Consider the following 14822-nt stretch of genomic DNA (forward strand, 5'->3'; position numbering starts at 1 on the left):
TCATGTCGGTTACCGAGAACAACGTTTCCGAAGCGATGCGCGAAGGGGTTCGCGAGCCCGCCGGCTCTGGAGGCACAGTGGTGCCGGCGACCTCTCGCGCGGAGCGCTTCACCTCCCACGACGTCGAGGCCTTCGAGGTCCCCGGCGGTCGTGAGGAGAACTGGCGCTTCACTCCGATGAAGCGGCTGCGCGGTCTGCACGACGGGTCCGCCACCGCTTCGGGTTCGGCCACCGTCGAGTCCGACGCCGCGCCCGAACTGAAGATCGAACAGGTCGGCCGGGACGACGAGCGCCTCGGCGTCGCGGGTGTCCCGAGCGACCGGATCGCCGCGCAGGCGTACTCGGCGTTCACCGAGGCCACCGTCATCACGGTGCCCAAGGAGACCAAGGCGTCGAAGCCGTCGACGGTGAAGATCACCGGCCCCGGCGAGGGCGAGGTCGCCTACGGGCATCTGCAGGTCCGCGCCGAGCAGTTCTCCGAGGCCGTCATCGTCCTCGACCACGTCGGCTCCGGCACCTACGCCGACAACGTCGAGTTCGTCATCGGCGATTCGGCGAACGTGACCGTGGTCAGCGTCCAGGACTGGGCCGACGACGCGGTGCACGTGTCCGAGCAGCACCTGAAGCTCGGCCGCGACGCCACGCTCAAGCACATCGTCATCACCCTTGGCGGTGACCTGGTTCGCGTCTCGCCGACGGCGACCTTCGCCGACAAGGGCGGCGATGTCGAGATGCTCGGCCTGTACTTCGCGGACGAAGGACAGCACCAGGAGCACCGTCTCTTCGTCGACCACGCCGTGCCGAACTGCAAGTCGCGGGTGATGTACAAGGGCGCACTACAGGGTGACGGCGCGCACACCGTGTGGGTCGGCGACGTGCTGATCCGGGCGGCCGCCGAGGCCACCGACACCTACGAGCTCAACCGCAACCTGGTGCTGACGCCGGGCGCGCGGGCGGACTCGATCCCGAACCTGGAGATCGAGACCGGTGAGATCGAAGGCGCCGGGCACGCGAGCGCGACGGGAAGGTTCGACGACGAGCAGTTGTTCTACCTTCAGTCGCGTGGAATCGGCGAGGACGCCGCGCGGCGCCTGGTCGTACGCGGGTTCTTCCACGAGATCCTGGTCAAGATCGGCGTTCCCGAGGTGCGCGAGCGTCTCGAGGCCGCGATCGAAGCCGAGCTCGAAGCCGTGGGCGTCTAAGCCCTCGTCCGTCCACATCAGACTTTAGGAAAGAAATGCCTACGCTGGAAATCAAGGATCTGCACGCCTCGGTCACGACCGAGGAGGGCCCCAAGGAGATCCTCAAGGGCGTCAACCTGACCATCAAGTCGGGCGAGACCCACGCGATCATGGGCCCCAACGGTTCGGGCAAGTCCACACTGTCCTACGCCATCGCCGGTCACCCCAAGTACGAAGTCACCTCCGGGCAGGTCCTGCTCGACGGTGAGGACGTGCTGGAGATGAGCGTCGACGAGCGCGCCCGCGCGGGCCTGTTCCTCGCCATGCAGTACCCGGTCGAGGTACCGGGCGTGTCCATGTCCAACTTCCTCCGCACCGCGGCCACCGCGGTCCGTGGCGAGGCCCCCAAGCTGCGCCACTGGGTCAAGGAGGTCAAGGAGGAGATGGGCAAACTGGAGATCTCGTCCGAGTTCGCCGAGCGTTCGGTGAACGAGGGCTTCTCCGGCGGCGAGAAGAAGCGCCACGAGATCCTGCAGCTTGCGCTGCTCAAGCCGAAGATCGCCATCCTCGACGAGACCGACTCCGGCCTCGACGTCGACGCGCTGCGCGTCGTGTCCGAGGGCGTCAACGAGTTCAAGGCGAGCAACGACGCCGGCGTCATGCTGATCACGCACTACACGCGGATCCTGCGGCACATCACGCCCGACTTCGTGCACGTCTTCGCCGGCGGCAAGATCGTCGAGTCCGGCGGCCGTGAACTCGCGGACGAGCTGGAGGAGAACGGGTACGTCAAGTACACCGGCTCCGCCGAGACCGCCGCTGTCTGATCCTGGGAATTTCGCGACTACACCGAGAGGAGTTGGCCCGATGACCACCACCACGGCTAACTCTCCTGATGGACCCTCCGCTGGAACAAGTACGTCGGGTCGGGCCGCACCGCTGGACGTAGCGACCATCAGGGCCGACTTCCCCATCCTGACCCGCACCGTGCGGGACGGGAAACCCTTGGTGTATCTGGATTCCGGTGCGACGTCCCAGAAACCGGCGCAGGTGCTCGAAGCCGAGCGTCGGTTCCTCGAGACCTCGAACGCCGCGGTGCACCGCGGCGCGCACCAGCTCGCCGAGGAGGCGACCGACGCCTACGAGTCCGCCCGGGTGCGGATCGCGGAGTTCGTCGGCGCCTCCCCGCACGAGCTGGTGTTCACCAAGAACGCCACCGAGGGAATCAACCTCGTCGCCTACGCGATGAGCAACGCCGCCACGGCCGGACCCGGTGCCGAGCGGTTCAAGATCGGTCCCGGCGACGAGATCGTCATCACCGAGATGGAGCACCACGCGAACCTGGTGCCGTGGCAGCAGCTCTGCCAGCGCACCGGCGCGACGCTGAAGTGGTTCTCCGTCACCGCCGACGGCCGTCTCGATCTGTCCAATGTGGACGAGCTGATCACCGAGCGGACCAAGGTGCTCGCGTTCACGCACCAGTCCAACGTGCTCGGCACGATCAACCCGGTCAAGTTCCTGGTGGAGAAGGCCCGCAAGGTCGGCGCGCTGGTCGTGCTGGACGCTTGCCAGTCGGTGCCGCACGGTGTTCACGGGCAGGGTCCCGTGGACCTCCACGACCTGGACGTCGACTTCGCCGTTTTCGCCGGACACAAGATGGTCGGCCCGTACGGCATCGGTGTCCTCTACGGCCGCCGCGAGTTGCTCGAAGCGATGCCGCCGTTCCTGACCGGTGGCTCGATGATCGAGATGGTCCGCATGGAGCAGACCACGTTCGCCGCGCCGCCGCAGCGGTTCGAGGCGGGCACCCCGATGACGTCGCAGGCCGTCGGTCTTGGCGCGGCCGCCGACTACCTGTCGTCGATCGGCATGGACCGGGTCGCCGCGCACGAACACGTCCTCACCGAGGCGACGCTGGCCGGGCTCGGTGAGATCCCCGGCGTGCGGATCATCGGCCCCACCGACATGGCCGACCGCGGCGGACTGGTCTCGTTCGTCATCGACGGCGTCCACCCGCACGATTCGGGCCAGGTGCTGGACAGCCTCGGCATCGCCGTCCGCGTCGGGCACCACTGCGCGTGGCCGCTGCACCGGGCCTGCTCGGTCCCGGCGACCGTGCGCGCGTCGTTCTACGTCTACAACACGCTGACCGAAGTGGACGCGCTGGTGAACGGTGTGCGTGAGGCGCAGAAGTTCTTCGGGGTCGCCCAGGGGAGTTCCGCACAGTGAACCTGGAGAGCATGTACCAGGAGATCATCCTGGACCACTACAAGAACCCGCACGGCCGCGGTCTGCGCGAGCCGTTCGACGGTGAGTCGTTCCAGGTCAACCCGACCTGCGGCGACGAGGTGACCCTGCGGGTGAAGGTCGACGACGGGAAGGTCGCCGACATCTCCTACGAGGGACAAGGTTGCTCGATCAGCCAGGCGTCCACGTCGGTCTTGACGGATCTCGTCGTCGGGCACACCGTGGAGGAGGCGTTCACCACCATGGACGCCTTCGTCGAGCTGATGCAGGGCAAGGGGCAGATCGAGCCGGACGAGGAGGTGCTGGAGGACGGCATCGCCTTCGCCGGCGTCGCCAAGTACCCGGCCCGCGTGAAATGCGCCCTGCTCGGATGGATGGCGTTCAAGGACGCCGTCGCCCGCACGACCAACGGAGTTGAGACGGCATGACCGAACAGCAGACCGAAACCCGCGAGGGGCGCACCGCAGCCGACCTCGATGCCGAGACCGCCGCCGCCCCGGACACCGCCGACGTGGCGAAGGTCGAGGACCTCGAAGAGGCGATGCGCGACGTCGTCGACCCCGAACTGGGCATCAACGTCGTCGACCTCGGGCTGGTCTACGACATCCGGGTCGAGGCGGACAACACCGCCACCATCGACATGACCCTGACGTCCGCGGCCTGCCCGCTGACCGACGTCATCGAAGACCAGACCGGTGCCGCGCTCGTCGGCGGAGGAACCGGACTGGTCAAGGACTTCCGGATCAACTGGGTCTGGATGCCGCCGTGGGGCCCGGAGAAGATCACCGAGGACGGCCGCGAACAGTTGCGGGCGCTCGGCTTCACCGTCTGACCTCCTTCATGTACTCCCAGCCTGGGTAGGCCTGGAATGCCCCAAGTCCGTGAAGGCCTCCTTAAGGGACCCAGAGTCCCTTAAGGAGGCCTTCACGGATTGGCTGCCAAGGGGTGTGGGGAAATAGGAATGTTGAGTGGTTCTATTTCCACACAGTCACGTATTTGTATAACGACCTATACGGTGCGGCGAGGGCGCGCGTGCCTGGTTGGGTAACGGCATGGTCTTTCGCTCCATCTCCCTCTTCGCGCTCGCCGCGCTCCTCGAGATCGGCGAGCGCCTGGCTGATCTGGCAAGGCGTGCGGGAGCATCGCGGTTACCTTTGGATCGGTGCGGGCGTCGTCGCGCTGGGCCTCTACGGCTTCGTCGCGACACTGCAACCCGACGCGAACTTCGGCCGTATCCTCGCCGCGTACGGGGGAGTGTTTGTCGCGGGATCGCTGGCGTGGGGCATGGTCGCCGACGGCTACCGGCCGGATCGCTACGACGTCCTCGGCGCGCTGATCTGCCTGGCGGGGGTCGGGGTCATCATGTACGCGCCCCGGGGTTGAGTGACCGGGGTCATCGGGGCGATCGTGAGCGTTGCCCGGTCCGCCGGAAAACGACGAAAAGCAGTCGCAATCCCACCAGGGCACTGACCACCAGCAGGTTGTAGCCGAACATCTGGTGCAGCGTGACGCCGGGCAGCATCTCCGGGCCGGTCGCGCTTGCCAGCAACAGCACGGCCATCAGTCCGGTGGCCGCGCCGACGAACGCCAGCAGGATTTCGTGCACCAGGCCGGTGATCACGTCGCGGTCGCGTTCGTCGGAGAACAGCCGGACATTGATCGAAAGCCTGCCCTGCTCCAGTGCGTTGCCGATCCGGTCGACGCGGCGGGGCAGGCGGCGCAGCACCGGCAGGAGCGCCAGCAGTTCGTTGGTGGCGGTGGCGCGCAGCGACTCCGGCCGCAATCCGGCACCTACTTGCTCGGCGGCGTAGGCGCGGGATTCGACGACGATGTTGAATCCCGGCGCCAGCGCGGCCAGCGTTCCCTCCAAAGTGGCCAGTGCGCGGAACACCGCGGCGATCGGCGGGGGCACGCTGAGCCGGAAGTCGGCGATCACCCGGAACAGGTCGGTGAACATGTCCAGATCCGGGGCCTGCCCGTGGTTGAAATGCTTGGCCACCAAGGCGCCCAGCGCCCGATCCAGCCGTTGCTCCTCGATCTCGTCCGGCCGGTCGACGATCTCCAGCAGCCCGTCGCGCAACGCGGCCGGGTCACCGCGGTCGAGGGCGAGGATCAGGTTCTGCAGCCCGCCGCGCAGTCCCGAGTCCAGCCGTCCCACAGAGCCGAAGTCGAGCAGGCCCAGCCTGCCGTCGGTGAGCAGCAGGACGTTGCCGGGATGCGGGTCGGCGTGGAAGACGCCGCTGCCCATCACCTGGCCGAGCACGCATCGCAGCATCGACCGCGCGAGCTTGGCCCGCTCCGCGACCGGCACCTGCTCCCGGGCGGTGGCGAGCGGCTTGCCGTCGAGATGCCGCATCACCAGCACACGTTCGGTGGACAGTGCCTTGTGGACGGTCGGCAGCGCGACCTCGGTGCCGGGGTAGGCCGCGGCGACCGCTTCGATGTTCCTGGCCTCCGTGCGAAAATCGAGCTCCTCGACCAGCGCGTCGGCGAACCCTTCGGCGAGGTCGACGACGCCGAGCGAACGTGCCCAGTCCGCGCGCTGGTCCAGCGCGGCCGCCACCCGGCGGACGATGTCGAGGTCACGGTCGACCAGTACCTGCACACCGGGCCGCTGCGCCTTGACGACGACGTCCTGCCCGTCACGCAGCTTCGCCCGGTAGACCTGCGCGATCGACGCGGCCGCGATCGGCTTCGGGTCGAACTCGGCGAAGATCTCGTCCGGGTCGCCGCCCAGTTCCTCCCGGAGCACGGTGGCGATCTCGTCGGCGTCCGCGAAGGCGACCTGGTCCTGGAGTTTGCTCAGCTCCTCGATGAACACCGGCGGGAGCAGGTCGGACCGCGTCGAGAGCAGTTGGCCGAGCTTCACGAACGTCACGCCGCCCTCTTCGAGCGCGCGTCGCAGCGATCGCGCCAGTTTGGCGTGCCGGACCTTGGCGAGGCCGGGTTCGCGGCGGCCGGTGAGGTAGCGGCCGAGGCCGTGCTTGATCGCGATCCGGGTGATCTGCGAGTAGCGCCGCGTCCGGGCCACGCGACGGCGCAGGGACCGGATCCGGCCGATCAGCCCGAGTCCGGCGCCTGACGGCAGGACGAATTCCGCGACGAACAGGAAGATCAGCGTCGCCAGGAAAGCACCGCCCGCCACCGGGATGATCAGTCCGACGAAGGCGCCGCCACTCGCGTACATCGGTGTGGGGAACGCGCTGAGGATGCCGCCCGCGACGAGCCAGCCGAAACCGGCGGCGCAGAACGCGCGGACCACGCCGATCCGCACTCCCAGCACGCGGCGGGCGGCGACGACGAGCGGCCACAGCATCAGCGCGTACACGGGTAGGGTGAGCAGGCCGAGCAGCAGGTTCATGCGAGGAGTACATCACGCGCAGTCCGCACGGGATTCCTGCTCCGGCGGGACGGTACTCACCCCTGAGAGGGAACGGACCCCGAAGTTGTAGGTCGTGGTCGCCTCTCGGGGCGCGAACAGGACACCGAGGACCGCGATCGCGGCGGCGGCGAGGAACCCGGCGCGAAGGTCGATGAGGTCGCCGAGGAGGCCGATGAGCGGCGCTCCGATGGCCTGACCGAGCGCCAGCATCAGAAAGGACACGCCGACACCGAAGGCTGGTGCCGTCGGATAGGCCCTGGTGCCCCAGAGGATCAGCACTCCGGTCAGTCCGATGTAGACGGCCCCGAAAAGTGCCGCCGCGATGATGAGCGCCGGGAGCGACCGGGTGGCGAGAGCGAAGAGCGCGGTGGCGACGGCGAACAGGACCATCCCCGCCGACCAGGCTCGGCGCAGTCCTGCCCGTGAGGTCAGCTCGGCGGTGAACGCGCCGGCGAGGCCGACGGCGCCGAGGACGATCCACACCACCGTCGAGGCCGTCTCACTGAGACCGCCGACACTCACGGCGATGTCCCGGCCGAACGTCCAGATCGCCGCGCTGGCCAGGCCGAGTGCCGCGGCGGCAGGCAGCAGCCGACCGGTGGCTGGCGGGAACAGCGGCGACGGCAGACCGATCTTCCGGCCTTCCTTGACCGACGGCACGACGCGGGAGATCCACAGTGTCACCAGCGCCGATGCCCCGGCGAAGGCCCACCAGGCCAGCCGCCAGTCGCCGATCGCGAGCAGGGAGACCGGGCCGGACACCAGAACGCCGAGCCCGGTTCCGGCGTTCACGACGGACTGGGCTCGGTCGCGGCGGGTCACGCGGACGACGCGGGAGACCGCGTCCGCGAGCGACGGGGAGGCCAGCCCGGTGCTGGCTCCGGCCAGGACGACGCCGAGGGCGAGGACGGCGGCGTTCGGCGCGGCCGCGATCAGCGAGGTCCCCGCGGTGGCGGTCGCCCCGGCGGCGAGCGCGCCCGTCCGCGCACCCCAGCGGCTCGTGACGGCGGTCGAGGCGATGACGGCGAGGCAGTACGCGACGTAACTGCCCGCGGCGATGGCGCCGAGCATGCCGCCGTCAAGGTTGAAAACATCCCGGAGAGTCGGCGCGAACAGGCCGTACGCGTACCTCGCGAGTCCGTAGGAGACCGCGATCAGCGACAACCCGGCTGCGGTGAGCGTCAGCTCGTGTTTGTACGAAGAAACCATCAGCTCTCCTCCAGAGGTATACCGATCGGTATACGCGGGGAGTGTTCCCGTATTTCGCGCCCAGGTCAACCGATCGGTATAGTCGAGGCATGCTGACACCGGCGGGCGAGCGCGTCCTGAGCGCGGCGAGCACGTTGTTCTATCGAGACGGTCTGAACGCCGTGGGCGTCGCTGCCATCGCCGAAGCCGCGGGCGTCACGAAGAAGACGCTGTACGCGTGCTTCGGATCGAAGACGGACCTCACGGTCGCGTACCTGCGAAGCCGTCATGACGTCTGGTGGGCGTATCTCGAACAGCGGCTGGCGGAGGCCGACGCGCCCCGGGCCTTGACGGTCTTCGACGCCTACGTCGAGCACCCGAAGCTCGGGAGCGACCGGGGGTGCGCCTTCCTCAACGCGGCCGCCGAACTGCCCGCGGGACATCCCGGGCTCGACGTGATCCGGCGGCATAAGGCGGCGGTACGGGCGAAGTTCACCGAACTCCTCCGCGAGGACGTTCCGGGTGCCGCCGATCCGGAGCGGCTCGCGGAGCAGCTCTTCCTCCTGCTGGAGGGCGCCGTCGCGCACACCGGCATCGACGGCGACGCGCATCGGGTCACGCTCGCGAGGGAGATCGCGGAGATACTGCTGAGGGATCCGCGAGGATCCCTCACACGCTAGAAAGAGCGCATGCGACTTTTCGGCCCGCTCGTGGACCGGGCGACCTACCGCAGGTGGGTCTATTTCATCCTCGGCGGCGCCCTGAGCGTGCCGTATGTGCTCTTCGCCGCCATCGTGGTGCCGTCGCTGCTGCCCCTCGTCGTGACGGTGGAGCGCGGGGTCGTCATCGCGATGATCACCCTCGTCCTGGTGATCATCGCGTCGTCGTTCATCCCCGCCGTCCGGGTGCTGGAGGGCGCGGCCGTACGGGAACTGCTGGACGATCCCGTGCCGGGAGTGACGTTCGGGCCCGCGGGAAGCTGGCCCGTCCGGCTGCGGTCGACGGCGATGTACCTGCTGCACGTGGGCACGGGTTGCGTCATCAGCCTGGCGAGCCTGTTCGTCCCGGTCGGATTCGGTTTCACCATCGCGGCCCCGTTCACCGGCCAAATCGCACTGTCCACAGAGGACCCGATCGTGGTGCCGGATGGCTGGGCGAGCGCGTGGATCCCGCTGGCCTTCCTGCTCGGCGTCGTCGCGCTGGCGTATGTGGTGTGGGGAGCGGGTGCGGTGCTGACCCGCGTCGCCCGGAGCCTGCTGGGTGTCTCGGCCGCCGAACGGATCGCCCAGCTGGAGAAGCGCACCGAACAACTCGCCGAACGCAACCGGCTGGCGCGGGAACTGCACGACTCGGTGGGGCACGCGCTCAGCGTCGTGACCATCCAGGCCGGGGCCGCGCGCCGGACCCTCCGGTCCGATCCGGACTTCACCGAGCAGGCGCTCACCGCCATCGAGGACTCCGCCCGCGCCGCGCTGGGCGACCTCGACCACGTGCTGGGCCTGCTGCGGGAGGAGGCCTCGTCGCGGATGCCGCAGTCGGGGCTGGCGGAGCTGTCCGCGCTGATCGAGGCCACGCGACTGGCGGGCGCCGAGGTGACGGCGGAGGTGCGGGGCGAACCGTCGTCGGTGCCGCCGGTCGTTTCGCGCGAGGCGTACCGGATCTTGCAGGAATGCCTGACGAACGCGCTGCGGCACGCCGGTAAGGTGCCGGTGTCGGTGCTCGTCGACGCCGGATCGGAGCTGTTGCGGCTGCGGGTGACCAACCCGCTCGGTGCCGCGGCCCCGTCACGGGACGGGGGCGGCCGGGGGCTGCGGGGAATGGCGGAACGGGTGGACGTGCTCGGCGGCACGATCACCGCGGGCCGTGCGGACGGATGCTGGAGGGTCGAGGTGGCGGTGCCATGGGGGAAACGGCGATGAGCACGAAGGTGCTGCTGGTCGACGACGAACAGCTGATCCGGGCCGGGCTGCGGGCGATCGTCGCTTCCGAGCCCGATCTGGAGGTCGTCGGTGAGGCGGCCGACGGTGCCGAGGTGCCGGGTATGGTCTCGCGGTTCCGGCCCGACGTCGTGCTGATGGACGTCCGGATGCCCTCGATCGACGGGATCCGGGCGACCACCCATCTGATGTCCACTCTTGCCAACCCGCCGAAGGTGATCGTGGTGACCACCTTCGAAAACGACGACTACGTCTACGACGCCCTGCTCGCCGGTGCGAGCGGTTTCCTGCTGAAGCGGGCCCGGCCCGAGGAGATCGTCGCGGCGATCCGGACCGTGGCGGCGGGAGAGTCCCTGCTGTTCCCGGCCGCGATCCGGCGGCTGGCCGCGCAGCAGGCGAACCGGGGCCCGCAGGACGGTCTCGCCGGAGCCGGGCTCACCGAACGCGAACGCGAGGTGCTGCGGCTGATGGCGGGTGGACTGTCCAATGTGGAGATCGCGGGCGAGCTGTACCTCGGTGTGCAGACGGTGAAGACGCACGTCGGGAACGTGCTCTCGAAACTGGGCGCGAGAGACCGGACGCAAGCGGTGATCAAGGCGTACGACACCGGATTCGTCACACCGGCGGGCTGAGCGCGGTAGGGTTCCCAGGTGGAAACGAACGTGAACCGCCGTCGCTTATTGGGTCTGGGCACGGTCGCGGCCGCGGGTGCGGTGCTCGGAACGGCACAGGTCGCCGGCGCTGAAGACGCCGAAGTAGACACCGAAGTAGACACAGTGGCCAAAGACGCCTCGTCCGCCGCGCGCCGGATTTTCCAGGTGTACGCGCGGGAAACCGCGAAGGCGGGCGGAACCTGGTCGTCCTACGTCAGCGTCGCGGACTCCGCCGGGGACTTGGTTCCCGCCGTCGCCGAGCGGGCCGACGAGGTCGTCGAGGCCTACAGCGTCAACAAGATCGCTGTCGCCGCCGCGGTGCTCGACAAGATCGACCGCGGACTGCTCACTTTGGACCAGCGCGTCGACGTCACGGCCGACATCGTCATCAAGGACACCGACGGCATCTTCGGCCTCGACGGCGCGTACCCCAGTTCGGTGACCCTCGGGCACGCGATGGCCGCGCTGCTGACGCTGTCCGACAACACCGCCGTCCGCTTGTGCGGGCTGGTCTGCCCCGCCGCCGAAGTCAATGAGATCTTGCGTGGCAAGGGTTTCGTGCACACGCAGGTCGTTCCCGTCGCGAACCCGAACCGGTTCTTCCTCGGCAGGACCACCCCGGCCGAGACGCATACGCTGCTGCGGAAACTGGTCGGCGGAACGCTGCTTTCGGCGAAGTCGACCGAGTACCTGCTCACCATCCTGCGTTCGCTCAGCGCGTTCACCGACGGCGTGCGGCTCGACCTGACTTCGGCCGAGCGGCTGCGGGTCGCCACCAAGGCCGGCTGGTTCAACGACGGCCGCAGCGAGGCGGGCGTGATGTTCAGCGCGGACGGCAAGCCGATCCTCACCTACTCGCTGTTCGCGTCGGGCGCGTTCTCGGGCGACGCGGCGGTCAACAAGGACGACTACGCCTCGACGCACCCGGCGGTGAAGGCGCGGACCAGGCTCGGCAAGGCGATGTTCCGTTCGGTCGAGAAGCTGACCGCCACCACGGCCCGCACCTACGCGACCGCTCCGTACCGAACCTCCAACGGCGGCTGAAGGGGACTTTCCCCGCATAGGACGCGGTGAAGGGCGCTTTCCCCGCATCGCATGCGGGGAAAGCGCCTTTCAGCCAGTCGAGGGCGGCGAGGATCAGCGCGGCCATCGAGGCGGGATCCCCGTTTTCCGGGCGCAGCACCAGATCCGGGGTCTCGGGACGCTTGTAGGGAGCGTCCACCCCGGTGATCTCGCCCGCCCTCGCCTTCGCGTACATCCCCTCTGACACTCCCGCGTTCCGTCCTCTAGTTGCGGTAGTTCGCGCTACCAACTACCGCAACTAGAGGACGAAACGCGGAGGGGGTCAGAAGCCGGCGGCGCGTTGGGCGGGGAGACCTCGCGTCGTGATCCCGCGCAGCACCTCGACGCGCTCCGAGCCCGGCCGCCCGAGCACCCAGCTCGACCCGGGAACCTCCTTGGCGCGCTTCTTCAACGGCGCCAAGAGCCGAGAAGCGTCCTTGTAGGACCGGATCGCGCCGTTGCCGCACACCAGGGTCGCGAGCGACACCGTCACCGGCAGCCCGTCCGCCGACCACGGCGTGTCCAGCAGCGCGGCGGCGACCGTGCCGATCTCGTCGACGTCGCAGGCGATCAGGAAGTCGTCCCCGCCGACGTGGCTGACGCGCATCCGGCGCAGCCGGGACTCCAGGTCGGTGAGCGTCCGGCCGAGCGTGCGGATCAGGTCGTCGCCCGCGGCGAACCCCGCCGTGTCGTTGACCGTCTTGAACGAGTCGACGTCCAGCCAGGCCGCGACGAACGGTTCCCGCGCGTTGATCCGGCGGTCGACGTCCCTGGCGACGGCGTCGCTGCCGGGCAGCCGCGTCAGCGGGCTGAGGGAGACGGCCTCTTCGACCTTCGCCTCCGCGACCCCGCGGACGACCTCGTTCACCAGCACCACCCCGAGGCAGCGCCCGCGGTCGTCGACCACCACGACGTCGTCACCGGTCCGGCTCCAGTCCGCGTCGGTGACCAGTTCGAGGAACTCCAGCGCGCTCGCGTCGGCGTGGATCGTGTGCGGCTGGTCGGCGAGCCGTGACGCGGGCCGTTTGGCGTGCAGGGCGTGGCCGTACAACCCGGTCACTGCGACCAGGAACCGCGTCCGGTCGATCGACCACTGTGGACGGTGCCGGTCGTCGATGCCGACGATGCCGCTCGGCCCGTCGGAGGCGGCCAGCACCTCGCGCACGTCGTCGCAGGTCGCGTCCTCCGGCAGGGTGGTCGCGGGCCGGAGGAAGTCGCCGACTCGGCGCGCGCGGGCGGTGCCGGGGATGAACGGGCCTGGCGCGTCCGGAGCGGGCAGCGGCGCGTGGTCGCCGTCCGGCGGGGCGAGCAGGTTGCCCTGCGCGATCCGCACGCCGAGTTTGCGTGCGGACTCCAGCTGCTCGGTGGTTTCGAGCCCGGTGGCGACCAGCCGGTTGTCGGTGCGCGACGCGAAATGCAGCACCGACTCGACCACCGCGACGGCGGCCGGGTCGTGCGGCAGGCCGCGCAGCACGCTGCGGTCCAGTTTCACCAGGTCGATCGGAGCGGAGGCGAGCAGCGTGAGCGGGAGGTCGCCACGGCCGAGGCCGTCGAGCGCGAGCCGGAAGCCGAGTTCGGTGAGCCGCCGCATTCCGCTGAGCAGCTGGTCGGCGGGGACCTGGGAGAAGGGCGGCCCGATCTCCAGCACGACGTCCCTGGTCCGGCGGCCGGACAGCCCGAGCGCGTCGGTCAGCGGCTCGAACCTCGACGGCGGCGCGGCCAGCGTCCGCGCGGACAGGTTCAGGTGCAGTGGGAGTGTGGTCTGCGGCTCGTTCTGCTGCCGGACGGCTTCGGCGGCCAGGCCGATGTCGACCTCGGCCAGCCTGCCGCTGCGCCGGGCGTCGGCGAGCAGTTCGTGGGCGGTGCCGCGGCCCGGCCGTGCCAGGGCTTCGAACGCGACGACGCCACCGGTGTGCAGGCTGTACAACGGCTGGTAAGCGAAGCGGACCGCGATCTGCAACGTCACAAGCGAATGTTCGCTGGAGATGTCACGAAACGAAACACGTGTCGACTGATGTTCATCGTGCAGGCACCAGGGTTACCTAGAACGGCGTAGTGCACGCCACCCGATCAGGTGTTTTCTTACTTGCCATGGCGCTATTCGGAAAAGTGCCGACATCGCTTCGGCGGTACCCGAAACGTCTTCGCTACCGGACGTGAAAGCCCGTTGGAGTCCGGTGGGCAGGGTGAAGAACAGCTCGAAGAACGCCGGGACCAGTTCGGGCGGCATCCCGCACAACGCCCGCAGTCCGTGCCGCCGCAACCCGTGCACGGTGCGGGCCGAGGACGGCCACAGCGCGCGGTGAGCGGCCGACGCGGCTTCCGCGGGCCCTCGCTCCCAGGCCTGGGCTACGGCGTCGGCGACCGGATCCGCGAGCCGCACCGACGTCGCCACGCTGTACCCGGTCGCCGGATGCACCAGCCCGGCGGCCGCCCCGAACGGCACCGTCCGGCCGCGCCGGGGCGACGGCACATCGAGCACGATCCGGACGCGCTCTTCGCGCCCGCGCGACGTCAGCCCGGCGTCCGTCAGGCGGGCTCGCAGCCGCGCCGCCAGTACGTCCAGCGGCAGGCCGGGCCTGCGGGCCAGCGAGGTTTCCTCGACCAGGACGGTGCCGTCGCCGAGCGGCAGCACGTACAGGAAGGCCTGTTCGCTGCCGCGCCAGTCCATGAACACGGCGGTGTCCGGGCTGTCGACCAGTCTTAGTGCGTCCTCGGCGGGAAGGACGGCGCCGAACGCCGTCTGTTCGTACCGGTTTCCCCGGGGCCGGGCACCCGTGGCGTCGAAGTACAGACCTGCCGCGAGGACCCGCCCGTCCTCGAGGCGCACCGATGTTCCGTGTTTGCCGTGATCGACTCCGGACACCGTCCCGGCGGCGACGTCATAGCCGCCGGTCAGCCAGTCGCGCAGACCGGCGTTGTCCACCACGAGGTACCGCCGATCGAGGACATGCGGTCCGGTTCCGAAGGCGAGCGTCGTCGAAGGCGCGCAGGCGACGGCGCTCGCGGGCAACGCCGGCAGCTCGTCGGCCCACAGCCCGTAGGTCGCCGGCCAGCGCCTGCCCGGAGCCGGGTCGACCAGGGTCGTCGCCAGTCCGCGTCTCGCGCAGGCACGCGCGAGGGCCCGCCCGGCCGGGCCGCCGCCCGCGATCACCACGTCCGCCACCTGGGC

At 69.4% G+C, this 14822-nt stretch carries 13 protein-coding genes and 2 pseudogenes; 10 read left to right on the plus strand and 5 right to left on the minus strand.

The window, feature by feature from the left end; translation table 11 throughout:
- The first annotated feature begins 2 nt into the window (after positions 1-2).
- The 6 genes and pseudogenes from sufD to ACM6LU_RS12100 all read left to right on the plus strand — a co-directional run bounded on the left by sufD (position 3) and on the right by ACM6LU_RS12100 (position 4811).
- Positions 3-1202, plus strand: coding sequence for a Fe-S cluster assembly protein SufD (sufD, locus tag ACM6LU_RS12075; RefSeq protein ID WP_414937704.1), 1200 nt, complete (start codon positions 3-5; stop codon positions 1200-1202).
- Between the two features lie 35 nt (positions 1203-1237).
- On the plus strand, positions 1238-2008 hold the full coding sequence (sufC, locus tag ACM6LU_RS12080) for a Fe-S cluster assembly ATPase SufC (protein ID WP_396561227.1): 771 nt from the start codon (positions 1238-1240) through the stop codon (positions 2006-2008).
- Positions 2009-2048: 40 nt separating this feature from the next.
- Positions 2049-3410: a cysteine desulfurase gene (locus ACM6LU_RS12085; protein WP_414937705.1), complete on the plus strand. Its 1362-nt coding sequence runs from the start codon at positions 2049-2051 to the stop codon at positions 3408-3410.
- Positions 3407-3856: a Fe-S cluster assembly sulfur transfer protein SufU gene (gene sufU / locus ACM6LU_RS12090; protein WP_076163767.1), complete on the plus strand. Its 450-nt coding sequence runs from the start codon at positions 3407-3409 to the stop codon at positions 3854-3856. The genes ACM6LU_RS12085 and sufU overlap by 4 nt, the downstream gene beginning before the upstream one ends.
- Entirely contained in the window at positions 3853-4260 is a 408-nt protein-coding gene (locus ACM6LU_RS12095; RefSeq protein ID WP_414937706.1) for a metal-sulfur cluster assembly factor, read from the plus strand. Before sufU ends, ACM6LU_RS12095 begins: the two co-directional genes overlap by 4 nt.
- A gap of 220 nt (positions 4261-4480) precedes the next feature.
- Positions 4481-4811: pseudogene (locus tag ACM6LU_RS12100) on the plus strand (YnfA family protein).
- Between the two features lie 10 nt (positions 4812-4821).
- Here ACM6LU_RS12100 and ACM6LU_RS12105 read toward each other — a convergent pair.
- Both ACM6LU_RS12105 and ACM6LU_RS12110 read right to left on the minus strand, forming a co-directional pair.
- Positions 4822-6789: an AarF/UbiB family protein gene (locus ACM6LU_RS12105; RefSeq protein WP_414937707.1), complete on the minus strand. Its 1968-nt coding sequence runs from the start codon at positions 6787-6789 to the stop codon at positions 4822-4824.
- A 12-nt stretch (positions 6790-6801) separates the two neighbouring features.
- Complete coding sequence (locus ACM6LU_RS12110; RefSeq protein WP_414937708.1) at positions 6802-8019, minus strand: MFS transporter; 1218 nt, start codon at positions 8017-8019, stop codon at positions 6802-6804.
- Positions 8020-8108: 89 nt separating this feature from the next.
- Between ACM6LU_RS12110 and ACM6LU_RS12115 the strand changes: the two genes are divergently transcribed.
- From ACM6LU_RS12115 to ACM6LU_RS12130, 4 genes are read left to right on the plus strand one after another with little or no spacing between them, the layout of a single operon-like run.
- Positions 8109-8678 carry a TetR/AcrR family transcriptional regulator gene (locus ACM6LU_RS12115; RefSeq protein WP_414937709.1) on the plus strand — a complete coding sequence of 190 codons (570 nt, stop codon included), beginning with the start codon at positions 8109-8111 and terminating at the stop codon, positions 8676-8678.
- Positions 8679-8687: 9 nt separating this feature from the next.
- A complete protein-coding gene (locus tag ACM6LU_RS12120; protein WP_414937710.1) occupies positions 8688-9917 on the plus strand; it encodes a sensor histidine kinase in 1230 nt (409 codons plus the stop codon).
- Positions 9914-10567, plus strand: coding sequence for a response regulator (locus ACM6LU_RS12125; protein WP_414937711.1), 654 nt, complete (start codon positions 9914-9916; stop codon positions 10565-10567). Before ACM6LU_RS12120 ends, ACM6LU_RS12125 begins: the two co-directional genes overlap by 4 nt.
- Before the next feature lie 18 nt (positions 10568-10585).
- Positions 10586-11632, plus strand: coding sequence for a serine hydrolase (locus tag ACM6LU_RS12130; protein ID WP_414937712.1), 1047 nt, complete (start codon positions 10586-10588; stop codon positions 11630-11632).
- 76 nt (positions 11633-11708) lie between these two features.
- Here ACM6LU_RS12130 and ACM6LU_RS12135 read toward each other — a convergent pair.
- The 3 genes and pseudogenes from ACM6LU_RS12135 to ACM6LU_RS12145 form a co-directional block, all read right to left on the minus strand.
- Positions 11709-11852 (minus strand): annotated as a pseudogene (locus ACM6LU_RS12135) (adenylyl-sulfate kinase); the annotation flags it as partial.
- Between the two features lie 81 nt (positions 11853-11933).
- Complete coding sequence (locus ACM6LU_RS12140; RefSeq protein WP_414937713.1) at positions 11934-13616, minus strand: GGDEF domain-containing protein; 1683 nt, start codon at positions 13614-13616, stop codon at positions 11934-11936.
- A 72-nt stretch (positions 13617-13688) separates the two neighbouring features.
- Positions 13689-14816, minus strand: a complete 1128-nt coding sequence (locus tag ACM6LU_RS12145; RefSeq protein ID WP_414937714.1) for a lycopene cyclase family protein — start codon at positions 14814-14816, stop codon at positions 13689-13691.
- Positions 14817-14822 lie beyond the last annotated feature (6 nt).

The sequence above is a fragment of the Amycolatopsis sp. cmx-11-51 genome (assembly GCF_047608665.1).
In the GTDB taxonomy this organism is placed as follows: domain Bacteria; phylum Actinomycetota; class Actinomycetes; order Mycobacteriales; family Pseudonocardiaceae; genus Amycolatopsis.